This window comes from Kitasatospora sp. NPDC059577 (assembly GCF_042735475.1).
In the GTDB taxonomy this organism is placed as follows: domain Bacteria; phylum Actinomycetota; class Actinomycetes; order Streptomycetales; family Streptomycetaceae; genus Kitasatospora.
Window position 1 is genome coordinate 159456 of record NZ_JBHWBZ010000005.1, and the last position, 25168, is coordinate 184623.

The window sequence follows — 25168 nt, forward strand, 5'->3', positions numbered from 1 at the left end:
TCCTGACCGTCCGCCGCGCCGGCCCGCCGCCGAGCGGCACGCGACGGATGGTGGCCGCAGTCCCCGTTCCGCCCACCGGGATCGCCCCACCGGGTTACCCTCGTCCCGCGCGGCGACGACTCCGCGCGACCGACCGAAGGGGGAACGGGTGATCGGGGACCTGCTGCCGGACATCGTGGCGACCGAGGTGGCGTACGACGACCCCCCGCAGGCCCGGCTGGAGCCGGCGGAGGAGGCCGTCCTCGCGCGGGCCGTCGACAAGCGGCGCCGCGAGTTCACCACCGTCCGGCACTGCGCCCGCGCCGCCCTCGCCCGGCTCGGCGTCCCCTACCGCCCGCTCGTCCCCGGTCTGCGCGGCGCGCCGAGCTGGCCGGACGGCGTGGTCGGCAGCCTCACCCACTGCGACGGCTTCCGCGCGGCGGCCGTGGCCCGGGCCGGCGCCCTCGCCTCCGTCGGCATCGACGCCGAGCCCGCGCTGGCGCTGCCGGAGGGTGTCCTGGACGTCGTCGCGCTGCCCGTCGAGCAGAAGCGGCTCGCCGACCTGGCCGCCACGCGCCCGGACGTCCCGTGGGACCGCCTGCTGTTCAGCGCCAAGGAGTCGGTGTACAAGGCGTGGTTCCCGCTGACCGGGCTCTTCCTGGAGTTCAGCGAGGCCGAACTGGACCTCTCCCCCGACGGCACCTTCACCGCCCGGCTGCTGGTTCCCGGACCGGTGGTCGGCGGGCGTCGGCTCGACGGCTTCGACGGCCGCTGGGCCGTCCGGGACGGGCTGCTCGCGACCGCCATCGCCGTGGAGCCGTGAGGCCCGTCCGCGACACCCCGGCACGGACTCCGGCCGTGAACTCCGGCCGTGAACTCCGGCCGCCCACCCGCCGCCTGCACCGCCTCCCCCGCCCGGGTGGGGGAGGCATATCCTCGTCCCCGTGACGGTGACCTATGTGATCGACGGCGGCAGGATCGGCACCCTGGAGGACTTCTGGGACGCCGTCGGGCAGGAGATCGGCGTCGACGGCTACTTCGGCCGCAACCTCGACGCCTTCGCCGACTGCCTGCGCGGCGGCTACGGCACGCCCGACGACGGGGACTGGGTCATCGAGTGGCGTGACCACCAGGCCTCCCGGCGCGGGCTCGGCTACCCGGAGACGGTCCGCCAGCTGGAGCTGCGGCTGGGCCGCTGCCACCCCACCAACCGCGAGCACGTCGCCGCCGACCTGGCCGCCGCCCGCGCCGGGAAGGGCCCGACGGTCTTCGACTGGCTCGTCCGGATCATCGAGGACGAGCACCCGGGGGGCCTCCGGCTCGCGTAGCACCGCCGGACGTCCACGCCCCCGGTCCGCGTCGCGGCGTCCGCCCCCGGTCCGCGTCGCGGCCTCCGCCCCGGTCCGCGTCGCAACCTCCGCCCCCGGTCCACATCGCGGCCTCCGCCCCGGTCCGCGTCGCGCCGTCCGGGCCCGGTCCGTGCCACGACCTCCGGGAGCCCGGGCTACAGCACGTCCGAGAGCCGGACGAACCGCCGCCCCGCCGCCAGCATCCCCGGCACCGCCGCCGCCACCCCCGGGGCGGTGCCGCCGCCCGGGTGGTTCATGTGGCCGATCACGATCGCGCCCGACGGGGCCGACCCGACCTCCTGCCGCACCTGGGAGGCGTTGAGCGTCGCACCGCCGTCCCCGTTCACGGTGAAGCCGGCCACCCGCTGGCCCAGGTCGGCGACCACCCGGGTGGCGACGTCGTCGTAGTGCGCGGTGCCGGAGCGGAAGAACCGGGGCGGGTGCCCGAGCAGCCCGGTGAGCTTCCGCGCGTTGGCCGCCACCTCGTCGTAGACCTCGCCGACGTCACCCGTGCCGGCGATGCCGTAGGCGGAGCGGCCGGTGACCGAGAGCGGGCGGTGGACGGTGCCGTGGTTGCCGATCTCGAACAGCGGGTCGCCGGCGAGCTGCTCGAACTCGTCCGGGTTGGCGTCGATCCAGCGGGCGTTCAGGAAGAGCGTGGCCGGGACGGCGTGGGCCCGCAGGAAGTCGATCAGGTCGGCGTCGTAGCCGTTGCCGCCGGGCCCGCCGCAGGCGTCGAAGGTGAGTGCCGTCGCGCGCTCGCCGTCGGGCAGCTCGGTGATCACTCCGGCGACCTCCAGCCCCCAGTCCGTCGGGGCGACGGCTCCGTACCGCTCCACCACTTCGGCCCGGGTCGGCTCCTTCGCCTGGACGGGTGTGGCCGCGGGGGTGGGCTCGGCCGTCGGTGCGGCGGTCGCGGGGTCCGTGGGCACGGCGTCGGCCGCCCCGGATATGCCGGACGTCGTGGCCGCCGCCGTCCCCGTCGCCGTCCCTGCGGCGGGGGCCGAGGACGAGGCCGCCCCGGCGAGCGACGTCGACGCCGCCCGGGTCCCGCACCCCGTCAGCACGCCACCGGCCATTACCACGAGCAGTGCCCGCCGACTCACCGCCACGCCCGCCTCCGATCCATCTGCACTCGAATCAACTGATTACATGACTATGAACCGACCATTCGTCACTCCTCGCAACTCGCCCACCGCCCCGCACCCGGCCCCTCTTCACCGACCCGCCCCGCCGCCGTGGGCCCCTCCTCACCCCCGGTTCACCCGCCCGGGTAGGCACGCGAGCGACCGCCCGCCCCGATCCGGAGGCCCCGATGCCGACCGAACCCAGCACGCCCCGGCCCGGACGACCGGCCCAGCCCGGCACGCCCCAGCCCGGACAACCCGCCCGGCCCGGCCCGACCGACCGGCCGCCGCACCCCGCCCGCCGTGACCTGCTCCGCACCGGCCTGGCCACCGGCGCCGCCGCCGCCCTCGGCCTCGCCGCCACCACCGGCGAAGCCTCGGCGGCCCCCGGCGCGGCCCCCGGCGCGGCCCCCACCGCGACCCCCGACCGCACCCTCACCCTCACCGGCCACCTGCCCACCGGCTCCCCGGACTTCGTCCACCTCCCGGTCGAAGTCCCCGAGGGCGTGCGGGAGATAGCCGTCTCCTACAGCTACGACAAGCCCCCGGTCCCGGCCGGCACCCCGGGCAACTCCTGCGACATCGGCATCTTCGACGAGCGCGGCACCGACCTCGGCGGCCCCGGCTTCCGCGGCTGGTCCGGCGGCTTCCGCACCGAGTTCAGCCTCTCCCGCTCCGCCGCCACCCCCGGCTACCTCCCCGGCCCGGTCAATCCCGGCACCTGGCACGTCGTGCTGGGCCCGTACCAGGTCGCCCCGCAGGGCCTGGACTACCGCGTCCAGGTCACGCTCCGCTTCGGCGCGCCCGGACCGCAGTTCACCCCGCACTACCCGGCGGAACGGGCCCGCGGCCGCGGCCGCGCCTGGTACCGGGGCGACTGCCACCTGCACACCGTCCACTCCGACGGACGGCGCCTCCCCGAGGAGGTCGCGGCCGGGGCCCGCACGGCCGGCCTGGACTTCATCGTCTCCACCGACCACAACACCAGCTCCTCGCACGCCGTCTGGGGCCCGCTGGCCGGCCCGGACCTGCTGATCCTCCCGGGCGAGGAGATCACCACCCGCAACGGCCACTGGCTCGCCCTCGGCCTGGAGGGCGGCCAGTTCGTCGACTGGCGCTACCGCTCGCGCGACGAGGAGTTCCCGCGCTTCGTCCGCCAGGTCCACCGCTCCGGCGGCCTGGTGGTGCCCGCCCACCCGTACTGCCCGTACGTCGCCTGCCAGTGGAAGTTCGGCTACGACCAGGCGGACGCCGTCGAGGTGTGGAACGGCCCGTGGACGTACGACGACGAGTCCGCGGTGGACACCTGGGACGGTCGGCTCGCCGTCGCCCTGCGCGAGGGCCGCTCCTGGCTGCCCGCCCTGGGCAACAGCGACGCGCACAGCGAGCCCCAGGTGATCGGCTCCCCGCACACCGTGGTGCTGGCCGAGGACCTCACCCGCGACGCGGTCCTGGACGGGCTGCGCGACGGGCGCAGCTGGCTCGCCGAATCCAAGTCCGTCCAGCTGGAGTTCAACGTCACCGGGCACGGCCGCCGGGCGGGCATCGGCGAGGAGCTGACCGTCCCGGCCGACGCGCCGCTGGACGTCGAACTCACCGTCTCCGGGGTGCCCGGCGGGACGGTCCGGCTGATCACCGACGAGGGGCAGATGCACCAGGAGTCGCTGCCCGCCGGCGGCTCGGGCACCGTGGTGTGGCGCACGACCGCCGCGCTCGCCGCGTACGTCCGGGCCGAGGTCCGCCACCCGAAGCCGGACGGCACCCCGGGCAGGGGCAACGCGATGGGCCCGGACCTGCCCTGGGGCCCGATGGCGGCACTGACCAACCCCGTCGTCCTGCGCGCCCAGGAGCGGTAGGCGACTCCCGGGAACGGCGGGAGCGGCCACCGGCCGGTCACCGAACGCTCACCGGGCGGTCACCGGCCGGCCGCGGCGCCCTACCCGCCCACCGGGTGGGGGACGACTCGGGGCACCCGTTTGGACTAGGTTGATCCCCGAAACGCATCAGTCGTAGGGACGAGGCGATCGGCTGTCCGGACAGGGGCCGACCAGCCCCTTCGCACTCCGACCGCCTCGCCCCGGCTACCCGACCGTCCCCGGCCCGCGAAGGGATCCGCAGCTGTGAACCGTACGACCGTAGGTGGGCCGGAGCTCGGGGGCGGCCGGGGCGCCGGGGGCGTCCTCGTCCTTGTCGACCCGTCCGGGGCCGGGAACAGCCCGGTCGCGGAGCTGCTCGCCCGGGAGCTGCACCCCAGCGTCCACCTGCGGACGGACGACTTCCTGCGGGTCATCCGCAGCGGCCGGCTCCAGCCCCACCTGCCGGAGGCCGGGCGTCAGAACGCCACCGCCCTGGCCGCCGCCGCACAGGCCGCCTTCGCGTACGCCACCCGCGGCTACCAGGTCGTCGTGGAGAGCCCGGACGTCCCGGCCGGGCTGGACACCTTCCGCCGGGAGAGCCGCACCACCGGTACCGCCCTCCACTACGTCGTCCTCCGCCCCGGCCCGGTCCCGGTCGACGACCGGCACGTCCTCGACACCCGCGACCTCACCCACGAGACCACCGCCAAGTCCGTCCTCGCCGCCCTGACCCGCCGCACCCACCTCCTCGGCTGGTAGCAGCACGGCCGCCCGGGTCCGCCGCGGCCCGGCCGGGCCCTCCGGACAGGTCCTACGGACAGGGCCTACGCCCCCACCACCCCGTCGATCGCCTCGCGGAGGAAGTCGGCGTGCCCGTTGTGCCGGGCGTACTCGTGGATCAGGTGCAGCATCACCAGCCGCAGGGACACCTCGGCGTCCCACCGGGCCTGGTACCCGGTGACGTCGAGGGTCTCGGCGGCGAGCTCGATGCGGCGGGCGTGCTCGACCTCGGTCCGCCAGGCGGCGAAGGCCTCCGCGCGGGTGGCGCCGGTCGCGTCGTACGCGACCTGGTAGTCGCCGTCCGCGGACCAGACCAGCGGGAGGTCCTCGCCGTTGATGACCCGGCGGAACCAGGTGCGCTCCACCTCCGCCATGTGCCGGACCAGCCCGAGCAGGGTGAGCGTGGACGGCGGGCTGGACCGCAGGCGCAGCTGTTCGTCGTCCAGGCCCTCGCACTTCATGGCGAGCGTCGCCCGGTGGAAGTCCAGGAAGCCGCGCAGCATCTCGCGCTCGCCGCCGGTCAGCGGCGGTGCGGGGCGTTCGTCGGGGGCGTTCACGGTGTCGCTCTCCTCACGTGTCGTCCGGATCCCGTCAGGGACTCGGGATCCTCGCGGACTGTAGCGAACGGACCGCCCCGCCCGGCGGCGAATTTTCTCCCGGCTGTCACATCCGCCCGCCCTCCGGTGTCTTCATGCCCGACCGAACCACCGCACGAGGAGGACACCATGGCGCTCCGCCTGCCGAAGGCCCCGCTGCCCGCCGGGCTCGGCGAGAACATGATCACGGCGTTCGGCGCCGTCTTCGAGCCCACCGAGGTGATCTGGCACAACCCCGGGGTCGCCACCGCGAACACCGAGTTCGCGGGCAGGATCGCCGGGTGGGACGCGCTCGACGAGAGCCTGAAGTCCTTCGCCCACATGGCCGTGGCCTCGCTGGTCGGCTGCAGCTGGTGCCTGGACATCAACTACTTCCAGGCGCAGAACAAGGGCCTGGACCTGACCAAGGCCGCCCAGGTGCCGAACTGGCGGGCCTCCGAGGTGTTCGACCCGCTGGAGCGGGAGGTGATGGACTACGCCGAGGCCATGTCCGTGACTCCGCCGACCGTCACCGACGAGCAGTACGGGGGTCTGCTCGACGCCCTGGGCGCGGCGGCGATGGTCGAACTCACCGCCTACGTCGCCTTCGTCAACATGGCCGCCCGGAACAACATCGCCAACGGCGTCTCCTCCCAGGGCTTCTCCGACTCCTGCGAGGTGCCGCTCGCCGGCCGCCCCGCCACGGCAGCGGCACGGGAATGACCCGGTCCGGGGCCGACCACGCGTTCCCCGATCGCCGTCACCCGCCCGGCAACCGACCCGGCGACCGGCCCGCCCGGTAGCCGCCCCCGGTCGCGCGGCGGTGGTCCGAGCCCCCTCGGACCACCGCCGCGCCCCTTTCCCACCGGGCACACCGGCCCATCACGTACCGTGTTCGGACCACCACCGGTTTGGGTACGTACCTCGGCGCGCCCGACGGCCGGGCGCCCACCGAGCAGGAGACCCAGCGGCCCATGGACCACAACCGCATCCCCCCGACCGTACGCCAGACCTACGGCGCCGGCGATCTGTCGAAAGCAGCCAGCTTCGCCGGCGGTTTCATCAACTTCGGTGACTGGCAGGGCATCGACCTGACCGCGCCCACCTCCGACGACCGCGTGCACAGCCAGGAGCAGCTCTACCGGCGGGTGCTGCGGAGCTTCCCCGAACCACGCGAGCACCTGCGGCTGGCCGAGGTCGGCAGCGGCCGCGGCCTCGGCGCCGCCCTGGCCCTGCGCGAATTCCGGTTCGCCGCCGTCACCGGGATCGACATCCACCCCGACCAGGTCGAACGCGCCCGAGCCGTCAACGCCAAGGCCCTGGCCACCTACCCCGACCGCCTCGCCTACACCATCGGCACCGCCGAGCGGCTCCCCTTCGCCGACGCCTCCCTGGACGGCCTCTACTCCGTCGAAGCCGCCCAGCACTTCCGCGAACTCACCGGCTTCGCCCGGGAATCCGCCCGGGTGCTGCGCCCCGGCGGCCGGCTCGCCGTCACCACCTTCTTCACCGCCGAGGGCCCCGAGGTCGCCGAACGCCTGAAGATCCTCCTCGCCAGCTTCGCCGACGGCCTCGACGTCCCCCACCCCCTCGGCCCCTTCACCGAGGACCTCACCGCGGCCGGGTTCGCCGAGGTCACCACCGAGTCCATCGGCGCCGACGTCTGGCCCGGCCTCGACCGCTACCTGGTCGACGCCGTCCCGCCCGGCCACTGGACCCGCAACTTCCTCCCCTCCTGGCGCGACGGCCTCCTCGACTACCACGTCGTCACCGCCGTCCGGGCCTGACCCGCCGGGTCCGCGAACGCGGTGCCCGTCCGCCGGCACGCGCGGACGGGCACGCGACGGACGGGCACGCGACGGGACGGGCGTCCCGACGAGCAGTACCCGACGCGGTTCCGCGCCGCCCTCAGCCCCGCGCGTTCTCCCGGACCTCCACCAGGCGGGTCGGAGCCGCGCCGAGCCACCAGGTGGGGTCGGCACTGCCGTCGGTGGTGCGGCCGTCGCGGTGGACGTAGTGGCGCACGTCGCGGCCGGGCTCGGCGAACCCGCCGTTCAGGGCGCGCTCCAGCCACTCGGCGCCGAACCGGAAGGCCTCGGCCGCCACGCCGCCGAGCGGGTGGAACTCGTCCTCGTAGACCCGCAGTTCCTTCGGCGCCCGGATCCGCTCGAAGCTCTCCAGCGCCTGGCCGAGGTCGGTCAGCTCGTCGAACTCGCCGATGCCGTACAGCACCGGGCAGGCGATGTCGGCCACCAGGTCGCCGAGCGGCATCCGGTCGGCGAGGTCGCGGTCGAAGGCCGCCTCGTCGGTGTACCCGGCCATGTACATGTAGTTGTTCTTGAAGGTCGGCTGGGCGCGCTCGAAGATGGTCGCGAAGTCGCCGGTGACGGCCTCGAACGCGGCCAGCGCGGCCAGGCGCCGGTCGGTGGCGGCCGCGCGGGAGCCCCAGTAGCCGCTCATCGAGATGCCGAACATGCCGATCCGGTCCGCGTCGACCTCCGGCAGCCCGGCCAGGTGGTCGAGGTAACGGCCGATCGCCCGCTCGTAGTTGGACAGGTCGACGGTGAGTCCGCCGGCGCGGCTCTCGCCCTGGCCCGGCCCCTCGACGGACAGCGCGACGATCCCGCGGGAGGTGTAGTACCGCTCGGCCGCCCAGATGTAGTCCTCCTTGATCATGTCCATCCCGGGGCCGAGGATGACGGCCGGCGCGTTCTCGACCCGGCCGGCCGGCAGGTGCAGCAGGGCGTGGATCGTCGAGCCCTCGAAGTCCAGCTCCACCCGGCGCACCCGGCCGTCGCGCAGCGCGCCGAGGCGGGCCACGCAGTGGTTCGCGCGCTCGCGCATGGCCGCCTTGCGCGGGTCGGCCGCGTCGAACACCGAGTACTGGGCGCGGCCCCACATGACCGCGGCCCGCAGGTAGAGGTCGGCGGCGGTCTGCGCGAAACCGCCGCGCTCGTGGTGGGCGGCGCGCTCCTCGGCCTGCCCGGCCACCGTCGCCCACGCCTTGGGCAGCATGGCGCCGCTGCGGACGAGCGCGAAGACCTTGGCGAAGTCGGTGTGGTCGTGGCCGAGCTGCTCCATGGTCCCGACGGCCTCGGGGTGCAGCGCGTCGAATCCGCCCTGCGCGAGGGCGATGTCCAGGGCCCAGCTCTGTCCGGTCGAACGGACGGTCATGGTGGTCTCCTCCGGGGTCGGGGGCAGGGTCGAGCCGCCCCGCGAATCACTGAGCACTTAGAAACTAAGTACTTAGCTATTAAGTACTTAGGCTAGTCTGCTGTCAACCCGCCGAGGAGGACCGACCATGGCCGAGCAGCCGCCCACCCCCGACCGCGCCCAGGCCCTGGACCGCCTGTCCCGCGCCGCCTACCGCCTCAGCGCCGCCGACGCCCGGCTGCGCGGCCGCGCCACCCGCACCCCCGGCGCCCTCTCGCTCACCCACGCCCGCGCCCTGCGCACCCTGGCCGACCAGGGGCCACTGACCATCAGCGGGCTCGCCGCGGGCACCGAGACCACCGGCGCCGCCACCACCCAGCTGGTCAACGGCCTGGTCGCGGCCGGCTACGTCACCCGCACCCGGCCGCCCGAGGACAAGCGCTCCGTCGTGGTCACCCTGACCGACGCCGGACGCGAACGGCACCGGCAGCGCCAGGAGGCGCTCACCGACGCCCTGCACACCGACCTGTCCGACTACGACGCCGAGGCGCTCGACCGCGCCGCCGAGGTCCTGCACCGGCTGTCCGCCGTCTACGACCGGCTCTGAACCCCGCCGCCCGCCCCGTGCGGCCCGGGGCCGGGCCGCACGTCCGGAGGAACTCCGGCACCGCCGGCACCCGGCAGACCGCCGCGTTCGACCGGCCCTCCGGCATCAGCGCCGGCACCTCGCGTGCGGGTCATGGCCGCCCGACCGGGCACCATGCCCGCCGCGTCGGCCGCCCTCGGAGTGCCCGGACCGTGGGCGCCGCCCTGGCGGCCGGTCGGACCGGTGAGCGCCGGGGCCCTCCTCCTCGCGACCTCCTGCGCGGCCCGGCCGCCGCCGGGGCCCTCCGCACCCGCCCCGTCACGACCACCGCCCGCCGGCCCTGCCACCGACGAACCGGCCACCAGGCCACCAGGCCACCAGGCCACCAGGCCACCAGGCCACCAGCTCAACCGACCGCCGCGTCGGCCCGGTTCACCGGATCGGTCCCGGGCGCCTCGGGAGTCTCGGGAGCCTCCGTACCAGCGGGAGCCCCGGGCCCCGCCAGGGCCGCCAGCCGGCGCAGGCTGGCCCGGCGCTGGAGCGCGCCGAGGCCCACGGTGGCCGCGCCGAGGCCCAGCCAGCCGACCGGGCCGGCCGCCATCACCACCCCGGTCAGCAGCAGCGGGCCCACCGACTTCTGCACCGACTGGGACATCCCGGCCACGCCCAGGTACGACGCCTGGGCGCCCGGCGGCGCCAGGACGACCGCCAGCTCCCAGGAGCTCACCGAGCGCATCAGCTCCGCCAGCGTGACCAGCACGGCCGCGGCCAGCAGCGCGATCGACGCCGCCCACGGCCCGCCGCCGGTGGCGAGCACGATCAGCAGGCAGCCGGCGAACAGCGTCACCCCGTACCAGCCCACGGCCGCGGCCGCCCCGCGCGGACCTTCCGCCAACGCCGAGACCCGCAGTTGCAGCAGCACCACCAGCACGGTGTTGAGGACCAGGAAGACCGGGACGACGGCGGGCGGCGCGTCAGTGTGGTGGACGAGCCAGAGCGGCAGGCCGACGTTGAGGATCGAGTCGTCGAGGTTCATCGGCATGTCCAGCAGGACGAACGCCAGGTAGCCGCGATCGCGCCAGGGGCTCGGCACGGCGGTCGCGCCGGCGGCGGGCTCCTGTCCGGCGGCCGTCGCGACCAGGCCGCGGCCGGCCGGCTCCCGGGTGCGCCAGACCAGGACGGCGGCCACGACGAAGGAGACCGCGTTGGCCAGGATCAGCGTGCGGTACGCGGCCGTGGTGCCGACCGCGAGGCCGATCGCCGAGACGCCCGCGCCGAGCGCGTACCCGGCGTTGGCCACGCTGCGGAACAGTGCCTGGTACGTGGCGCGCCGCTCGCCCGCGACGCGGGTGGCGAAGAGCATCTCCAGGGTCTTGGCGGCCCGCTCGGCCAGGCAGGTCAGCGCGACCGCGGGGAGCAGGGCGGCGAAGTCGTCGACCACCAGCAGCAGGCCCATCGTCCCCACCCGCAGCAGGTGGCACCCGATCAGCAGCCATCGCACCGGCACCCGTTCGGCCGCCCGTCCGGCCAGCGGCGACCCGGCGATCCCCGCCACCGCGCCCACCCCGAGGAGCAGGCCGAGCCGCCGGGCGTCCATCCCGCACACGTAGGTGAAGTACAGCACCGAGGCCGCCGCCCACACCCCGGTCCCGGTCCGGTCGACGCACTGGGCCAGCAGCATGATCCGCGCGTCCCGCCCGCCCGGCGGCTTCCGCAGCTGCGCCATCAGTCCGTTCCCCCGCATGGCAGGCCCCCGTTGCATGATCGGCATCAATCTCGACATCAAGATACTTCATATCAAGACACCCATGGAACCCCCGCCCCCGCCATCCCGACCGCCCCGCCCATCCCCGCCACCCCGCCCGACCGGGCCCTCGACGCGCGGCGGGCGGTGCGCCACACTCTCCCCAGCAGCACCCCGCGCTCCCAACGCACCGGCACGACGTCCTGACCACCGCACAACGGAGAGCCTCACGGTGAGCACTCGTCAACTGCTGGAGATCGTCCTCTCGTCCGGCCGGTCCGGGTCCGGCCCGGCCACCTGGGGCCAACGGGCCATCTGGGACGCCGTACGCCGGCTGGCCCCGGCCGACGCGCCGCGCTACAACATCACCACCGCGGCACCACTGGACCCGGGCCTGCCACTGCCTGTCATCCTCGGCGCACTGGAGCACCTGCTGCACCTGCACGACTCCCTGCACACCCGGCTGCTCCCGGGCGAGGACGGCGAGCTGCGCCAAATCGTCGACCCGGAAGGGACGTTGGTCGTCGAGGTGTGGTCCGCCGCCGGGGCCGACGATCCGGCCGGACTCGGCGCCCGGCTGCACGGGGAACTGGCGGCACGCCCCTTCGACACCGCCGCGCAGTGGCCGATCCGGGTCGGCGTGGTGACCGCGGACGGGCTGGCCCGGCACATCAGCCTGGTGCTCTCCCACACGGCGGTCGACGGCTCCGGGATGAACCGGCTGGTCGCCGACCTGACCGCACTCAGCCTCGGCCACTCCCGCGACGAGCTGGCCGGCCTGCGGCAGCCCGCCCAACAGCCCCTGGAGGAAGCCGAGTTCCAGAGTTCGGAGCGGGGCGTCCGACGGGACACGGGCGCCCGCAAGCAGTTCGTGCGGAAGCTGCGACTGGGCCCACCCCGGCTCTTCCCGCCGACCGCCACCGCGGGCCTGACCGCCACAGACCCGACCACCGCGGGCCCGGCCGCCGGAGCCCCCGCACCGTTCCCGAACGCGGTCCTCCGCTCCCCCGCCCTCCCCCGTGCGGTCGAGCAGGTGGCCGCCACCCACCGGGTGAGCACCTCCTCGGTCCTGCTCGCCGCGGCGGCCGCGATGACCGCCGAGCTGGCCGGAAGGACCGAGGCCGTGCTCAACGTCGTCGTCAACAACCGCTTCCTGCCCGAGCTGACCAACGCGGTGAGCGTGGTCGCCGGCGACGGCCTGTTCCATCTCCCGGACGCCACGGCCGAGTTCGGCGACGTGGTGCGCCGCACCCATGCCGCCGCGATCGGCACCTACCGGCACGCCTACTACGACAAGCTCGCGCTGGCCGCCGACATCGAGCGGCTCGCCGCCGAGGGCACCGAACCCGCCGACCGGTCCTGCGTCTTCAACGACACCCGCGAGCTGATCCCCGCCGACACCGATCCCGCCGGCACCGATCCCGCCGACACCGACCCGGGCGACGACCGGACCACCCTCACCTGGCCGGTGGAGTTCGAGCCGCGCCCCGGCCTGACCTACGCACTGGACGCCCTGCAGTCCCCCGCGGCGCTGAGCCTCGCCATGACGGCGGACCCCTCCGTGCTCCCGCGCCCCGCGATGGAGCGATTCCTCTACGGCATCGAGGAGTTGATCCTCACCGAGGCGAGTGCGGCGGCGGCAGCGGCGAGCACCGCGACGGCGGCGGGCACGACGGCGGGCACGACGGCGGGGGCGGCCACCCGCGCTTGAACCTGACACTGATGTCAGGTTCTACCGTACCGGCATGACCACCACCACGGAATCCCTGCTCAGCCCGTACCGCCTCGGCTCGCTCGACCTCCCCAACCGCGTCGTCATGGCCCCCATGACGCGCTACCGGGCCGCCGAGGACGGTACGCCGCTGCCCGTCGTCGCCGAGTACTACGCCCAGCGCGCGAGCGCCGGGCTGATCGTCACCGAGGGCATCTGGCCGAGCAGCCGCGGCCAGTCCGGCTGGCGGCTGCCCGGCCTGGAGACGCCCGCGCACGTGGCCGGCTGGCGCGCGGTGACCGGGGCCGTGCACGCCGCCGGCGGCCGGATCGTCGCCCAGCTGATGCACGGCGGCCGCCAGGGCCACCCGCTCAACCGGCTGCTCGGCGACCTGCCGGCCGGCCCCTCCGCCGTCCCCGCGCCCGGCCCGGTGCACGTCAGGGACGGCGGCAAGGCCGAGGCCGTGACCCCGCGCACGATGACCCGCGAGGAGATCCGCCAGGCGGTCACCGACCACGTCGACGCCGCCCGCAACGCGCTCGCCGCCGGCTTCGACGCCGTCGAACTGCACGGCGCCAACTCCTACCTGATCCACCAGTTCCTGGCCGACAACACCAACCTGCGCACCGACGAGTACGGCCCCCGCACCCTCGCCGGGCGACTGCGCTTCCCGGTCGAGCTGGTCACCGCCGTGGCCGGGGCGATCGGCCCCGACCGCCTCGGCCTGCGGCTGTCCCCCGGCAACCCGCAGTTCGGCATGCACGAGACCGATCCGGCCCCGGTCTACCGGGCCCTGCTCGCCGAACTCGACGGCCTCGGCCTGGCCTACCTCCACCTCACCGACAACGACGACTACCCGGCCCTGGCCGACCTGCGCCCCCGCTGGTCCGGCCCGCTGATCGGCAACGTCGGCGAGAACCGCGAGGCCACCGACCGCGAGCGAGGCGAGGCGGTGCTGGCCGGCGGACTGGCCGACCTGGTCTCCTACGGCCGCGCCTTCATCGCCAACCCCGACCTGCCGGAACGGTTCGCCGCCCGCGCCCCGCTCACCGCCGTCGACCCGACCCACCTCTACGGCCAGACGGCGGCCGGCTTCACCGACTACCCGAGGCTCACCGACGTCACCGCCGACCCGCAGCCCGCCCGCATCCCGCAGCCCGCCGACGACCCGGAGCCCACCGCCGTCCCCCGGCCCAGCCGCTGACCGGGCCCCTACCCTGGGTCCATGCGGATCCTCGTCCTCGGCGGTACCTCCTTCGTCGGCCGCGCGATCGTCGACGACGCCCTTCGCGGCGGCGCCGAGGTCACCCTGTTCAACCGCGGCCGGACCAACCCCGGCCTCTTCCCCGGCGCCGCCCGCCTGATCGGCGACCGCGACACCGACGACCTCACCGCCCTGTGCGAGGGCCGCTGGGACGCCGCGGTGGACGTCAGCGGCTACCGCCCGCACCAGGTCGACCGGGCCACGGCCGTCCTCGGCGACCGGGTCGGCCGCTACCTCTTCGTCTCCAGCCACGCGGTGTACCGGCGGGACGGCCTCGCCCCCGGCTCCGACGAGTCCGCCCCGCGCCGCGCCCCGCTGCGCGACGCCGAGCACCTCACCGAGGAGACCTACGGCCGGCTCAAGGTCGCCTGCGAGGACCACGTCACCGCCCGGTACGGCACCCGGGCGACCGTCGTGCGGCCGGGGAAGGTGGCCGGGCCGCACGACGAGCACCGCGGGCTCACCTACTGGGCGCGACGGGCGGCCCGCGGCGGGCGGATCGCCCTGCCCGGCCGCCCCGAGCAACCGGTCCAGCTGGTCGACGCGCGCGACCTCGCCCGGCTGGTGCTCCGGCTGCTCCAGGACGACCGGCCGGGCGCCTTCCACGCCGTCGGCCCGGCCGAACCGACCACCCTGGGCAGGCTGATCGCCACCTGCGCCGAGGTCGCGGGCACCGAGGCCGAGGTCGTCCCGGTGCCGCCGGAGACCGCCCCGAAGTCGTTCTTCCCCCTGGTCCGGGCCGAGTCGCTCTGGCCGGGCCAGCAGCGCGACCCCGCCAGGGCCCGCGCCGCCGGGCTGCCCGCGACCCCGCTCGCCGCCACCGTCGCCGACGTGCTCGCCTGGGACCGTGAGCGCGGCGCACCGCCGCTCGGACACGGGTTCACGCCCGAGCAGGAGGCCCGGGCCCTCGCCGCTGCGGACGCACGATGACCCTCGCCCCCACCTGCGCCCGTCCCCGCCGACGCCCCGCCCCGTCGTCGCGCTGCGCCACGTCGTCGCGCTAGGCCCCGAGCACGCCGAGCCCGGCCGTGAACCGACGCCGTTCGTGCCTGCCCTGACCGACTGTCAGTGCCACCGGATATGGTCGGGCCCGAACGATCGCACTGGAGGGCACCATGACCGCACCGGGCACCACCACGCTCACCACCGCCGACCTCGTCGAGGGCTGGCGCCGGGTGGGCGTCCGCGAGGGCATGGCGCTGATGGTGCACTCCTCGCTGTCCGGCCTCGGCCGGGTCGAGGGCGGCGCGGCGGCCGTGGTGGCCTCCCTGCACGAGGCGGTCGGGCCCGGCGGCACCGTCGCGGCGCCCACCTTCACCACCGACACGGTCCGCGACCCGGCCCCCGGGCGGGCCGGTCCGCCCACCGCCGAGATCGCCGAACTGCGTTCTGCCGTGCCGCTGTTCCACGCCGGACTCCCCTCCTCCACGGGCGCCGTGGCGGAGGCCCTGCGCGCGCTGCCGGAGAGCCTGCGCAGCACGCACCCCCAGGTGTCGGTCGCCGCCGTCGGGGCGCACGCCCGCGAGGTCACCGCCCGCCGCTCGCTCGGCTTCGCCGTCGGCCGGGAGTCGCCGTTCGGCGCGCTGCACCACCTCGGCGGCCATGTGCTGCTGATCGGCGTCGGGCACAACCGCAACACCGCCCTGCACTACGCCGAGACCTTCGCGCCCAACCGCCGGCTCAAGCTCCGCCGCTTCCCGATGGCGATCCAGGGCGAGCGGGTCTGGATCGAGGCGCCGGACGTGGGCGACGACAACGACACCCACTTCCCCGTCGTCGGGCGGGAGTTCGAGGAGACGGCCGGGATCCGCGAGGTGTCGGTCGGCGCCGCGCCCTGCCGGCTGGTCCCGCTGCGCGGCCTCATACCCTTCGCCGTCCGCCGCCTCACCGAGCTGCTGGCCGCGGACGGCCCGACCACGGCGCAGCCGACCGGCGCACGGCACGACGGGCCGTGACCGGACGGTGCGGCCCGGCCGTCCGCCCGTTCCCGGACGGCCGACCGGGCCACCCCCGTCACCTCACTTCACGCCCGGGCGTCAGTGCCCCGCGTCGTGGAGGGAGTTGGTCTCCTGGATCTTCTTCCAGGACTTCGGCTCCGCCGGCAGCTGCCCGTCGGTCCGGCCCGCTCCGGGCGCCAGCGAGGCGGCCGCCGCGGCTCCCGGTGCCACCGGCCCGGTGGCCGGCTTCGCCGCGGTGAACAGCCAGGTCGTGAAGAGGTCACCGAGCTTCTTGCCGGAGACCTTCTCCGCGTACGCCTGGAACTCGGGGATGGTGGCGTTGCCGTAGCGGCGCTCGGTGGGCCAGCCCTTGAGGATCCGGAAGAACGCCTCGTCCCCGACGGTGTTGCGCAGCGCCTGGATGGCCACCGCGCCCCGGTCGTAGACGGCGCCGGAGAACTGGTTGTCGGCGCCCGGGTCGCCCGGCTTGACGGTCCAGAACGCGTCGTCGGCCGGGTGCGAGGCGTAGACGTAGTCGGCCAGTTCCTGCGCGGTGCCCTCGTTCTCGTGCTCGGACCAGAGGAACTGCGAGTACCGGGCGAAGCCCTCGTTCAGCCAGATGTCGCTCCAGCGCGAGAGCGAGACGCTGTCGCCGTACCACTGGTGGGCCAGCTCGTGGACGACCACCGAGGTGTTGGCGCCGCGCGAGAACTGCCGGGGGCTGTAGAAGACCCGGGTCTGGGTCTCCAGCGCGAAACCGGTCGGGACGTTGGGGACGTAGCCGCCGACGGAGCTGAACGGGTAGTCGCCGAAGTAGCCGCTCAGCCAGTCGACGAGTTCGCCGGTGCGCTCGACGCTCGCCCTGGCCGCGTCCGCGTTGTCGCCGAGGTCCTTGCTGTACGCGTTGTAGACCGGCAGCCCGCCGGGCGTGGTGTCGGTCGTGACGTCGAACTTGCCGACCGCGAGCGTGGCCAGATACGTCGCCTGGGGCTTGTTCTCCCGCCAGCTGTAGCGGGTCCACCCGGCCTGGGAGGAGGTTCCGGTCAGGATGCCGTTGCTGATCACCTGGTTGCCGTCCGGCACCAGTACCGAGACGTCGAAGGTGGCCTTGTCGCTCGGGTGGTCGTTGCTCGGGAACCACCACCACGCCGACTCGGGCTCGCCGGCCGCCACCGCGCCGTCCGGCGTGCGCAGCCAGGCGGTGAAGCCGTACTTCTTCACGGTGGACGGCACGCCCTTGTAGCGGACCACCACGGTGGCCTGGCTGCCCTTGGCGAGCGGCCGGGCGGGGGTGACCTCCAGTTCCTGCTCACCGCTGGTCGTGAAGGCCGCGGGCCTCCCGTTGACCCGGACCTCGGCGACGTTCAGTGCGAAGTCGAGGTTGAACCGGGAGAGGTCCTGGGTGGCGGTGGCCAGGATCGTGGTGGTGCCTTCGAGTTCGTCGGTGGCGGGCTGGTACTTCAGCCGGATGTCGTAGTGCGAGACGTTGTATCCGCCGTTGCCGTAGGTCGGGTAGTAGGAGTCGCCGACCCCGGCCGCGCCGGGTTGGAAATCGGATGCCGAGGCGGGAACGGCCAGGAACAGGCTCAGGGCGCTGGCAGCGGAGACGATCAGCCTCTTGCGCACGTGGTCCTCCAGGGATCACCGGAACGATGGGTCGGATCGATCCATGTCCCGGTGATCCCTGCTCCACTCCCCAATCGTGAGATGTTCATGAAAAGAAACGCGCCGAAATGACACCGTCGCAGCAACGCCGCGACGGCGTCACGTCACCACACCGGCCCCGCCCGCAGCCCTGGGCCCCACCCGCCACTCAGGACCCGAGCGTCACCGGAGCCCGCACCAGCGAGCCGTACTCCGTCCACGAGCCGTCGTAGTTCTTCACGTGCGGGTAGCCGAGCAGCTCGGTGAGCGCGAACCACGTGTGCGCCGACCGCTCGCCGATCCTGCAGTAGGCGATCACCTCGCGCTCCGTCGACACCCCCCTGCCCGCGTACAGCGCCCGCAGCTCCTCCGCCGACCGGAACGAACCGTCGTCGTTGGCCGCCTGCGACCACGGGATGTTGACCGCGCCGGGGATGTGCCCGGGCACCTGGGCCTGTTCCTGCGGCAGGTGCGGCGGTGCGATCAGCTCGCCCCGGAACTCGGCCGGCGAGCGGACGTCCACCAACACCGCGTCCGCCCCCGGCTTGGCGAACACGTCGGCCTTGGCCAGCACCTCGTCCCGCAGGGCCCGCAGCTCCGGCCGCTCGGGGCCGGTCAGCCGGTAGCCGGTGTGCTGGTAGTCCATCACCTCGGGGGTGAGTTCGCGGCCCTCCAGCTCCCACTTCTTGCGCCCGCCGTCCAGCAGCCGCACCGGCCCGAAGCCGCGCAACCGCAACAGCCAGTAGGCGTACGCGGCGAACCAGTTGTTGTTGCCGCCGTACAGCACCACGGTGGTGTCCTCCTCGACCCCGGCCGCCCGGAGCAGGTGCTGGACGCCGTCGCGGTCGGCGTAGTCGCGGCCGACCCGGCTGTGCAGGTCGGTGGTCCAGTTCCAGCCGACCGCGCCGGGGATGTGGTCCCGGTCGTACGCGGCGCTGTCCTCGTCCACCTCGACGACCCGGATCGTCCCGTCGTCCAGGTGGTGGGCCAGCCATTCGGTGTCGACCAGCGCCTCGGGGTGTGCGTAACCGTTGCCGGTCATCCCGGGCCCTCCTTGCCTGCCGTGGGCGTGCCGCGTCGCCGTGCGCGTGCGCTCGGGCGTGCGCGCGGGGCACCGGCGACCGGGCCGGACCCTTCGAACGTACGCCGCCCGCCCGGTCCGGGCCACCCCGGCCGGGTCAGGCGGCGGCCGCCCCGTCCCGCCGCGCCACGTAGTAGAGGTTCAGGATGTCCCCCTCGACCCGTTCCACCTCCACCGACCCGAACCCGGCCTCGGCCAGCATCCGCCGCGCGGCCTGCTCGCCCCACACCGTCCCGAGCCCCTCCCCGCCCTCGCCGAGCGAGACGGTCATGCAGTAGAAGGTCGAGAAGGTGTACAGCGCCGGCGCCAGCGGGTGCTCCACGTTCTCCTCCAACTTGCTGCTGGCCGCGACGTCACCCATCAGGAAGACCCCGTCGGGCCGCAGCGCCCCGGCGACGGCGGCCAGCGTCCGGGTCGGCCGGGCGAGGTCGTGGATCACGTCGAAGGCGGTGACCAGGTCGTACGATCCGTCGATCCCGGCCGAGTCGGCGATCTCGAACCGGGCGTTGTCCAGCCCGAGTTCGGCCGCCGAGGCGCGGGCCGCGGCGATGCCGTTCTCGGCGATGTCGATCCCGGTGACCCGGCTGGCCGGGAAGGCCTTCGCCAGCACCGTGACGGCGTGCCCCTGCCCGGTGCCGACGTCCAGGACGTCGATGCCGGCCCGCAGCCGCTCGGTCAGTCCGGGGACCAGCGGCACGATCGCGTCCACCAGCGCCAGGTCGTACACCCGCGCGCTCTCCTCGGCCTGCAGCTGCTGGAAGCGCGGGTAGGCCGAGTACGGCATCCCGCCGCCGGTGTGGAAGTGGCCGAGCAGTTCCTGCTCGACCTCGCCCATCATCGCCAGGAAGGGCATCATGCCGGCCAGGTTGTCCGGCCCGGCCGCCCTGGTCAGTGACGCCGCGTGCTCGGGCGGCAGCGCGTAGGTGCGCCGCTCGGGGTCGTACGCGACGAAGCCGGCGACGACCATGCCGCCCAGCCATTCGCGCACGTAGCGCTCGTTCAGCCCGGCACCCCGCGCGATCTCCTCGCTGGTCGCGGATCCAGTCCGGCCATCAGGTCGAACAGCCCGGTCTGGTGGCCGAGGCTGGTCATCAGCCCCAGACAGGCGTCGTTCAGGACGCCGACCACGCGTCCGGCGAAGGCCTCCTGCTTCTCCGCGTCCAGTTCCCGTACGGACATGGCTTCCTCCTCCGCGGCCGGAACGGCGCCCCTCTCCTGTCACGCTACGCCGTTCACCCGAACGGCCCCACCGGTGCTACCGATGGGGCCGGGTGGAGGAGGGAGGACGGTCCGGCGGCACCCTGCCTGCCGCCGGGCCGTCCGGATCCGCGGTGATCGTCCTCTGCCTCAGGAGAAGACGACGGAGCGGAACTTCAGCCGGTCGCCGAGCCTCTTGCCCGGGTTCATCACGTAGAAGACGTCGCCGTCGCAGTGCTCCTCGAGGAACACCGTGGCCGTCGAGGTGGTGAGGTTCTCCGGCGCGAAGGCCGGCTCCGTGCCGATGTCCGGGACGTCGATGCACACGCCGCTCTGCGGGTCGAAGATGCCGGTCGGGACGCCCGGTCCGACCTTGTAGAGGAAGTCGCCGGTGGCGGCGTTGGCGGAGGTCGGCACGGCGAGGGCGAGGGCGGCGGCGCTGACGGCAGCGAGAACGGCGTTGCGGAGTCGCATGGGTGATGGCCTTTCAGGCGGTACGCGGCGGTACCGGATTCATTGGTGCGTTATCACCCTAGAGGCCCAAAATGCGCAGAAACGGTTCTCCCAATCCACCCGTTCGAGTGGTTTCGCCGGAAAGGCCGCTACCCCACCACCCCCGGCAGTGCTCTCAGTTGGGCGGCGCGGTGAAGAAGTACCCCGAGTCGACCAGCACCGGCAGGTACGCCTTCAGTGCCGCCACCGTCTGCGAACGGTCACCGCCGCCGTCGTGGTTGAGCACGATCGACCCGGACCGGACGTCCTTGAGGATGGTGTCGATGATCGCCGAGGTCCCCGGCCGGGACCAGTCCCTCGGGTCCACCGACCAGGCCATGTTCCGCATCCCGAGGTCGGCCGCGACCTTCAGTGACGCCGGGGACCAGTCCCCGCCCGGTGCGCGGAACCAGGTGGGCTGCCGGCCGGTGGTCTTGTACAGCAGGTCGGAGGTGCGCTGCAGCTCGTCCCGCACCTTGGCGTCGGAAAGGTTCCGCAGGTCGGGGTGGGTCCAGGTGTGGTTGGCGATGTGGTGGCCGCGGTCCGCGATCTCCCGCACCAGCTCCGGATGCTCGACGGCGCTCTCGCCGATCAGGAAGAACGTCGCCCGGATCCCGTACTGCTGGAGCAGCGCCAGCACGGTGGGGGTGTACCGGGGGTCGGGGCCGTCGTCGATGGTGAGCGCCACCACCTTCCGCGCCGCGTCCAGCTCGTACACCGGCTTGGTCTCGGCCTCGGTGAGCGCCTTGCGTACGGGCATCACGCTCGGCACCGCCGAGGGCGAGGGGGACGACGCGGCCGAGGGAACCGCCGGGGGCGTGACCGGTAGAGCGCCCGGCGACCCCCCGGCTCCGGCCACCACCACCGGGAGCGCACTCTCGTCCACGCCCACTTCGGCCGCCGTCCCGCCCTCCCCGCCGCTCCAGGGGCTCCGGCAGCCGGAAGCGGCCCCCAGGAGGGACATCCCGGCCGTGGCCAGCAGCAATCTTCGCGAAATAATCTGACGATCTGACAGCATTCTGAATGCTTCCCCCGGGCGTCACCGCCGCTCCCCGGAGGCGCCCCCTACGGCCCCGATCACCACCCGGACGGCCCAAGAACGACCCCGGCGCAACCCCGTGGAGACTCCGGCGCGACCCTGCGAAGACCCCGGCGCGACCCCGCGAAGACCCCGGCGCGGCCCCGGGCAGGCCCCTGGAGCACCGGAGTGCACGCCCCGCCCCCGACCCCTTCGGCCGTTCTTCCCCGACCCGCCACCCGGCCCCTCACCCGAGCCGCTACGCTGTGCCTCCCCAGTGTGATGATCTGCCATCAGAGGACGTGGCCATGACGACAAGTCAGGACTTCCCCCAGCAGGGCCCGCAGGACGACGCCGCCGAGCTGAGCCAGTGGGAACGTTTCGGCGTCGACACCACCACTCCGCACTCCGCACGCGTGTACGACTACTGGCTGGGCGGCAAGACCAACTTCCCGCCGGACCGCGCCATGGGCCAGGCCATCGAACAGGCCGTGCCGAGCGTCAAGGAGATGGCCAAGGCCAACCGCGCCTTCCAGGGCCGGGCCGTCCGCTACCTGGCCCAGGAGCACGGCATCCGCCAGTTCCTCGACCTCGGCACCGGCATCCCCACCTCTCCCAACACCCACGAGATCGCCGAGGCGGTCAGCCCCGGCACCCGGGTGGTCTACGTCGACAACGACCCGATCGTGCTCGCCCACGCCCGCGCGCTGATGGTCTCCAGCCCGGCCAGCCGCACCACCTACATCCACGCCGACCTGCGCAAGCCCGAGGAGCTGTTCGCCGATCCGGCGCTCACCTCCACCCTCGACCTCACCCGGCCGGTCGGCCTGCTGATGATCGCCGTGCTGATGCTGATCGCCGACGAGGACGACCCGTGGGGCCGGGTCGCCGCGCTGCGCGACGCCCTGCCCGCCGGCAGCTGCATCGCCCTCACCACCCCCACCCAGGACTTCGACCCGGAGGCGGTCGGCAAGGTCGCCGAGGCCGCCCGGGCCGGCGGGATGACCCTGGTGCCGCGCTCCTACGACGACGTGGTCCGCTTCTTCGACGGCTGGGAGCTGATCGAGCCGGGCGTCGCCCCGGTCCTGGCCTGGCGCCCGGACGGCGAGCCCCCGGCCGACCCGAAGGCCGCGTACTACTGGGGCGGCGTCGCCATCAAGCGCTGACCGGACCGCTGCCGGCCGAGGCGGGGCCCGTCCGCGCCCCGCCTCACCCCAGCCGCCCGCCTCACCCCAGCAGCCCCGCCCCCGCCTCACCTCAGCAGCCCCGCCTCACTTCAGCAGCCGCGACATCCGCCGGTCCGCCAGCGGCTTGCCCCCGGTCTGGCAGGTCGGGCAGTACTGCAGCGAGGAGTCCGCGAAGGACACCTCCCGCACGGTGTCCCCGCACACCGGGCAGGGCAGGCCGGCCCGGCCGTGCACCCGCAGCCCGAGCTTCTTCTCCGCCTTCAGCTTCCCCGCCGCGAGCCCGCGCGAGCGCTCCACCGCCTCGCGCAGCGTGCCGCCGAGCGCCTCGTACAGCCGCGCCGTCTCCTCCTCGGTCAGACTGCCCGCGATCTTGTACGGCGACATCCGGGCCGCGTGCAGCACCTCGTCCGAGTAGGCGTTGCCCACGCCCGCCAGCACGCTCTGGTCCCGCAGCAGGCCCTTGATCCGGTGCCGGTCGCCCCGCAGCAGTGCGGCGAAGTCCTCCAGGGTGAAGCCCGGGTCGAGCGGGTCCGGGCCGAGCCTGGCGACGCCCGGCACCTCGGCCGGGTCGTTCACCACGTAGACCGCGAGCCCCTTCTTCGTCCCGGCCTCGGTGAGGTCGAACCCGTCCCCGGCCTCGCCCTCCAGGCGCAGCCGCAGCGCCAGCGGGTTCTTCGGGCCGGGCCGGGGCGGCTCGGCGGGCAGGCTGTCCTTCCAGCGCAGCCAGCCGGCCCGGGCCAGGTGCACCACCAGGTGCAGCCCGCCGGCCTCGATGTCCAGGAACTTGCCGTGCCGGCCCACGGCGCCGACGGTCCGTCCCTCCAGCGCCGTCACCGGCGGGTCGTACGTCTTCAGTGCGCTGATCGCCACCGGCTGCACCCGGGCGATCACGCGCCCGGTCAGCCGCTCGGACAGGAAGGCGCTCAGCGCCTCGACCTCGGGCAGCTCCGGCATGCGCCCAGTCTCCCCCGGCGCACCGCCCGGCGCGCGCCCTGCCCGGTGCCCCTCCCCTTCGCCCCTTCGCCCCCCGCTGTTTCGCCCTTTCGCCCCTTTGCCCACCCCCACCCCGAAGCGCAGGCTGGAACGGAGGGAGGTGCCTCGCGACCATGAGCACCCTTGAGGAACAGATCGACATCGCCGCCCCCGTCCTCGCCGCCTGGGAGCAGTTGCACCGGGTGCACGAGTACCCGCAGTTCGTCGACGGCGTGCGCAGCGCGCATCCGCACGGGCGCAACCTCGCGCACCTCGGGGTGGCGGTCGGCGGTGCCGAGCACGCGGTCGACACCGAGATCACCGACCGCGGCCGGGGCCGGGTGATGGCCTGGCGAACGCTGGAACCCCTCCGGCTGAGCGGGGCGTTCGCCCTGCTGCCGCTCGACGCCCGGCACACCCGGATGCAGATCCGGGTGGAGTACGACCCGGAGGCCGTGCACCGGACGTTCGGCGGGCCGCGCGGCTTCGCCCAGGCCGGGGCGATCGAGCGGACGGTCCGCGAGGACCTGGAACACTTCCGGGAGCTGGTCGAGGCCCGGGTCAGCGCCGCCGATGACCGGACGAGCAGTGACGACGACCGGCCGAGCGCCGCCGACGACCGGCCGCAGGCGCCGTAAGAAGCGCATAAGCCCAGCTCAGCACGGGTGGTGAGGCTCTTCACAGGATCCCGGCGGCCCGGCCGTTCCGCGTCCGACCTGTGGCAGACTCGGATGCCATGGACATCGGCCCGGTCACCAGGACGCTCCGCGCGGCGGTCTTCGCCGCGCTGGTCGTGCTGCTCGCCGGGCTCGGCCAGGTGCTGGTCACCGGCCGCGCGCTGGCGGTCGGCCCGATGCTCCTGGCCTCGGTCGCCGTCTTCGCGGTGGCCTTCGCCCTCGCCGGCCGTGAGCGGGGCTTCCCGGCGGTCGCCGCGGTGTTCCTGCCGCTGGAACTGGGCGTCAGCGCCCTGTTCGACGTCGCCCAGACGAGTTGCCCGTCCCTGCCGCCCGGCGCCGGGCACGGCCTGCAGCCGCTGCTCTGCGGCGGCGGTTCGCTGGGCGGCTTCCTGCTCGGCCACGGCGTCTCCGAGCGGACCGGCGTGCTGCTGCTGGTGCTGGTGCACACGGTGATCGCACTGGCCGGCGCGTACTGGCTGCGTCGCGCGGACGCCGCGCTGGCGGGCCTCGCCCGGACCGCCCGGATGCTGGGCGAGTTCCTGCACCGGCACCTCCCGGCCGCCGCCCGCTGGCTGCTGCTGCTCACCGCGCCCGTCCCGGCCCGTCCGGTGGCGCGGGTGCCGTTCCCCCCGGCCAGCCGCGCGCTGGTCCCCGCCGAGGACGTCGTCGTCCGTCCGGCCGTCCGGCGCGGTCCGCCGGTGTTCGCCCCGGCCGTCTGAGCCCCCCGCCAGGCCCGAGCCCCGCTCCGCCTGAGCCCTTTCGTCCGGGCCGAGCCCTCCGCTCGCCCCGGCCGGCCCGCTCACCCGGCCGTCTCTCCCCGCGCAGGCCCCCGACCGGCC

24 protein-coding genes and 1 pseudogene are annotated in these 25168 nt (G+C 74.4%); 14 read left to right on the forward strand and 11 right to left on the reverse strand.

What is annotated here, in order from left to right; translation table 11 throughout:
- The first annotated feature begins 148 nt into the window (after positions 1-148).
- Positions 149-802, forward strand: coding sequence for a 4'-phosphopantetheinyl transferase (locus ACFV0O_RS07290; RefSeq protein ID WP_380337572.1), 654 nt, complete (start codon positions 149-151; stop codon positions 800-802).
- A 121-nt stretch (positions 803-923) separates the two neighbouring features.
- Positions 924-1307, forward strand: coding sequence for a barstar family protein (locus ACFV0O_RS07295; protein ID WP_360252022.1), 384 nt, complete (start codon positions 924-926; stop codon positions 1305-1307).
- 176 nt (positions 1308-1483) lie between these two features.
- Here ACFV0O_RS07295 and ACFV0O_RS07300 read toward each other — a convergent pair whose 3' ends face one another.
- The gene (locus ACFV0O_RS07300) at positions 1484-2260 is read right to left on the reverse strand and encodes a polysaccharide deacetylase family protein (RefSeq protein WP_380337576.1); all 777 of its coding nucleotides are present in this window, start codon (positions 2258-2260) and stop codon (positions 1484-1486) included.
- A gap of 383 nt (positions 2261-2643) precedes the next feature.
- On the opposite strand from ACFV0O_RS07300, the gene ACFV0O_RS07305 reads away from it, so the two are divergent.
- Both ACFV0O_RS07305 and ACFV0O_RS07310 read left to right on the forward strand, forming a co-directional pair.
- Positions 2644-4311 (forward strand): CehA/McbA family metallohydrolase, encoded by a 1668-nt coding sequence (locus tag ACFV0O_RS07305; RefSeq protein ID WP_380337578.1) that lies wholly within the window; start codon positions 2644-2646, stop codon positions 4309-4311.
- Positions 4312-4575: 264 nt separating this feature from the next.
- Positions 4576-5070, forward strand: coding sequence for an ATP-binding protein (locus ACFV0O_RS07310; protein ID WP_360252031.1), 495 nt, complete (start codon positions 4576-4578; stop codon positions 5068-5070).
- Between the two features lie 65 nt (positions 5071-5135).
- On the opposite strand, the gene ACFV0O_RS07315 is transcribed toward ACFV0O_RS07310, so the two are convergent.
- Positions 5136-5594 carry a DinB family protein gene (locus ACFV0O_RS07315; protein ID WP_380337837.1) on the reverse strand — a complete coding sequence of 153 codons (459 nt, stop codon included), beginning with the start codon at positions 5592-5594 and terminating at the stop codon, positions 5136-5138.
- A 222-nt stretch (positions 5595-5816) separates the two neighbouring features.
- On the opposite strand from ACFV0O_RS07315, the gene ACFV0O_RS07320 reads away from it, so the two are divergent.
- Complete coding sequence (locus ACFV0O_RS07320) at positions 5817-6389, forward strand: carboxymuconolactone decarboxylase family protein (RefSeq protein ID WP_380337582.1); 573 nt, start codon at positions 5817-5819, stop codon at positions 6387-6389.
- A 188-nt stretch (positions 6390-6577) separates the two neighbouring features.
- A complete protein-coding gene (locus tag ACFV0O_RS07325) occupies positions 6578-7453 on the forward strand; it encodes a class I SAM-dependent methyltransferase (RefSeq protein WP_380337584.1) in 876 nt (291 codons plus the stop codon).
- 121 nt (positions 7454-7574) lie between these two features.
- Here the strand turns inward: ACFV0O_RS07325 and ACFV0O_RS07330 are convergent, their stop codons facing one another.
- On the reverse strand, positions 7575-8840 hold the full coding sequence (locus ACFV0O_RS07330; protein WP_380337587.1) for an alpha/beta hydrolase: 1266 nt from the start codon (positions 8838-8840) through the stop codon (positions 7575-7577).
- Positions 8841-8967: 127 nt separating this feature from the next.
- Between ACFV0O_RS07330 and ACFV0O_RS07335 the strand changes: the two genes are divergently transcribed.
- The gene (locus ACFV0O_RS07335) at positions 8968-9426 is read left to right on the forward strand and encodes a MarR family transcriptional regulator (protein WP_360252043.1); all 459 of its coding nucleotides are present in this window, start codon (positions 8968-8970) and stop codon (positions 9424-9426) included.
- Positions 9427-9811: 385 nt separating this feature from the next.
- Here the strand turns inward: ACFV0O_RS07335 and ACFV0O_RS07340 are convergent, their stop codons facing one another.
- Positions 9812-11131: an MFS transporter gene (locus ACFV0O_RS07340; RefSeq protein ID WP_380337591.1), complete on the reverse strand. Its 1320-nt coding sequence runs from the start codon at positions 11129-11131 to the stop codon at positions 9812-9814.
- 250 nt (positions 11132-11381) lie between these two features.
- Here ACFV0O_RS07340 and ACFV0O_RS07345 point away from each other — a divergent pair, with 250 nt between their 5' ends.
- The 4 genes from ACFV0O_RS07345 to ACFV0O_RS07360 all read left to right on the forward strand — a co-directional run bounded on the left by ACFV0O_RS07345 (position 11382) and on the right by ACFV0O_RS07360 (position 16079).
- Entirely contained in the window at positions 11382-12860 is a 1479-nt protein-coding gene (locus ACFV0O_RS07345) for a non-ribosomal peptide synthetase condensation domain protein (RefSeq protein ID WP_380337594.1), read from the forward strand.
- 34 nt (positions 12861-12894) lie between these two features.
- On the forward strand, positions 12895-14064 hold the full coding sequence (locus tag ACFV0O_RS07350) for an alkene reductase (RefSeq protein ID WP_380337597.1): 1170 nt from the start codon (positions 12895-12897) through the stop codon (positions 14062-14064).
- Positions 14065-14085: 21 nt separating this feature from the next.
- Complete coding sequence (locus tag ACFV0O_RS07355; RefSeq protein ID WP_380337599.1) at positions 14086-15054, forward strand: NAD-dependent epimerase/dehydratase family protein; 969 nt, start codon at positions 14086-14088, stop codon at positions 15052-15054.
- A 185-nt stretch (positions 15055-15239) separates the two neighbouring features.
- Positions 15240-16079: an aminoglycoside N(3)-acetyltransferase gene (locus tag ACFV0O_RS07360; protein ID WP_380337601.1), complete on the forward strand. Its 840-nt coding sequence runs from the start codon at positions 15240-15242 to the stop codon at positions 16077-16079.
- 81 nt (positions 16080-16160) lie between these two features.
- Here the strand turns inward: ACFV0O_RS07360 and ACFV0O_RS07365 are convergent, their stop codons facing one another.
- From ACFV0O_RS07365 to ACFV0O_RS07390, 6 genes and pseudogenes are all read right to left on the reverse strand, one after another.
- Entirely contained in the window at positions 16161-17687 is a 1527-nt protein-coding gene (locus ACFV0O_RS07365; protein ID WP_380337604.1) for a M1 family metallopeptidase, read from the reverse strand.
- Positions 17688-17874: 187 nt separating this feature from the next.
- Complete coding sequence (locus ACFV0O_RS07370; RefSeq protein WP_380337607.1) at positions 17875-18747, reverse strand: sulfurtransferase; 873 nt, start codon at positions 18745-18747, stop codon at positions 17875-17877.
- A gap of 136 nt (positions 18748-18883) precedes the next feature.
- Positions 18884-19753, reverse strand: coding sequence for a class I SAM-dependent methyltransferase (locus ACFV0O_RS07375; protein WP_380337840.1), 870 nt, complete (start codon positions 19751-19753; stop codon positions 18884-18886).
- A pseudogene (locus ACFV0O_RS07380) lies at positions 19730-19965 on the reverse strand (transcriptional regulator); the annotation flags it as partial. The gene ACFV0O_RS07375 and the pseudogene ACFV0O_RS07380, both read right to left, overlap by 24 nt.
- 168 nt (positions 19966-20133) lie before the next feature.
- Positions 20134-20457 carry a hypothetical protein gene (locus tag ACFV0O_RS07385; protein ID WP_380337610.1) on the reverse strand — a complete coding sequence of 108 codons (324 nt, stop codon included), beginning with the start codon at positions 20455-20457 and terminating at the stop codon, positions 20134-20136.
- Positions 20458-20611: 154 nt separating this feature from the next.
- The gene (locus ACFV0O_RS07390) at positions 20612-21235 is read right to left on the reverse strand and encodes a polysaccharide deacetylase family protein (RefSeq protein ID WP_380337613.1); all 624 of its coding nucleotides are present in this window, start codon (positions 21233-21235) and stop codon (positions 20612-20614) included.
- Between the two features lie 566 nt (positions 21236-21801).
- Here ACFV0O_RS07390 and ACFV0O_RS07395 point away from each other — a divergent pair.
- On the forward strand, positions 21802-22659 hold the full coding sequence (locus tag ACFV0O_RS07395; RefSeq protein WP_380337616.1) for an SAM-dependent methyltransferase: 858 nt from the start codon (positions 21802-21804) through the stop codon (positions 22657-22659).
- A gap of 105 nt (positions 22660-22764) precedes the next feature.
- Here ACFV0O_RS07395 and ACFV0O_RS07400 read toward each other — a convergent pair whose 3' ends face one another.
- A complete protein-coding gene (locus ACFV0O_RS07400) occupies positions 22765-23634 on the reverse strand; it encodes an Fpg/Nei family DNA glycosylase (protein ID WP_380337619.1) in 870 nt (289 codons plus the stop codon).
- 152 nt (positions 23635-23786) lie between these two features.
- Here ACFV0O_RS07400 and ACFV0O_RS07405 point away from each other — a divergent pair, with 152 nt between their 5' ends.
- Both ACFV0O_RS07405 and ACFV0O_RS07410 read left to right on the forward strand, forming a co-directional pair.
- A complete protein-coding gene (locus tag ACFV0O_RS07405; RefSeq protein WP_380337622.1) occupies positions 23787-24290 on the forward strand; it encodes an SRPBCC family protein in 504 nt (167 codons plus the stop codon).
- Positions 24291-24388: 98 nt separating this feature from the next.
- Positions 24389-25048, forward strand: coding sequence for a hypothetical protein (locus ACFV0O_RS07410; protein ID WP_380337625.1), 660 nt, complete (start codon positions 24389-24391; stop codon positions 25046-25048).
- Positions 25049-25168 lie beyond the last annotated feature (120 nt).

What these genes read in the sequence shown, in the direction of transcription:
- ACFV0O_RS07305 (WP_380337578.1), top strand. Translation starts at nt 2,644, where the DNA reads ATGCCGACCGAACCCAGCACGCCCCGGCCCGGACGACCGGCCCAGCCC.
- ACFV0O_RS07315 (WP_380337837.1), bottom strand. Translation starts at nt 5,594, where the DNA reads ATGCTGCGCGGCTTCCTGGACTTCCACCGGGCGACGCTCGCCATGAAG.
- ACFV0O_RS07320 (WP_380337582.1), top strand. Translation starts at nt 5,817, where the DNA reads ATGGCGCTCCGCCTGCCGAAGGCCCCGCTGCCCGCCGGGCTCGGCGAG.
- ACFV0O_RS07330 (WP_380337587.1), bottom strand. Translation starts at nt 8,840, where the DNA reads ATGACCGTCCGTTCGACCGGACAGAGCTGGGCCCTGGACATCGCCCTC.
- ACFV0O_RS07335 (WP_360252043.1), top strand. Translation starts at nt 8,968, where the DNA reads ATGGCCGAGCAGCCGCCCACCCCCGACCGCGCCCAGGCCCTGGACCGC.
- ACFV0O_RS07340 (WP_380337591.1), bottom strand. Translation starts at nt 11,131, where the DNA reads ATGGCGCAGCTGCGGAAGCCGCCGGGCGGGCGGGACGCGCGGATCATG.
- ACFV0O_RS07350 (WP_380337597.1), top strand. Translation starts at nt 12,895, where the DNA reads ATGACCACCACCACGGAATCCCTGCTCAGCCCGTACCGCCTCGGCTCG.
- ACFV0O_RS07355 (WP_380337599.1), top strand. Translation starts at nt 14,086, where the DNA reads ATGCGGATCCTCGTCCTCGGCGGTACCTCCTTCGTCGGCCGCGCGATC.
- ACFV0O_RS07360 (WP_380337601.1), top strand. Translation starts at nt 15,240, where the DNA reads ATGACCGCACCGGGCACCACCACGCTCACCACCGCCGACCTCGTCGAG.
- ACFV0O_RS07370 (WP_380337607.1), bottom strand. Translation starts at nt 18,747, where the DNA reads ATGACCGGCAACGGTTACGCACACCCCGAGGCGCTGGTCGACACCGAA.
- ACFV0O_RS07375 (WP_380337840.1), bottom strand. Translation starts at nt 19,753, where the DNA reads ATGGTCGTCGCCGGCTTCGTCGCGTACGACCCCGAGCGGCGCACCTAC.
- ACFV0O_RS07385 (WP_380337610.1), bottom strand. Translation starts at nt 20,457, where the DNA reads ATGCGACTCCGCAACGCCGTTCTCGCTGCCGTCAGCGCCGCCGCCCTC.
- ACFV0O_RS07390 (WP_380337613.1), bottom strand. Translation starts at nt 21,235, where the DNA reads ATGCCCGTACGCAAGGCGCTCACCGAGGCCGAGACCAAGCCGGTGTAC.
- ACFV0O_RS07395 (WP_380337616.1), top strand. Translation starts at nt 21,802, where the DNA reads ATGACGACAAGTCAGGACTTCCCCCAGCAGGGCCCGCAGGACGACGCC.
- ACFV0O_RS07400 (WP_380337619.1), bottom strand. Translation starts at nt 23,634, where the DNA reads ATGCCGGAGCTGCCCGAGGTCGAGGCGCTGAGCGCCTTCCTGTCCGAG.
- ACFV0O_RS07405 (WP_380337622.1), top strand. Translation starts at nt 23,787, where the DNA reads ATGAGCACCCTTGAGGAACAGATCGACATCGCCGCCCCCGTCCTCGCC.
- ACFV0O_RS07410 (WP_380337625.1), top strand. Translation starts at nt 24,389, where the DNA reads ATGGACATCGGCCCGGTCACCAGGACGCTCCGCGCGGCGGTCTTCGCC.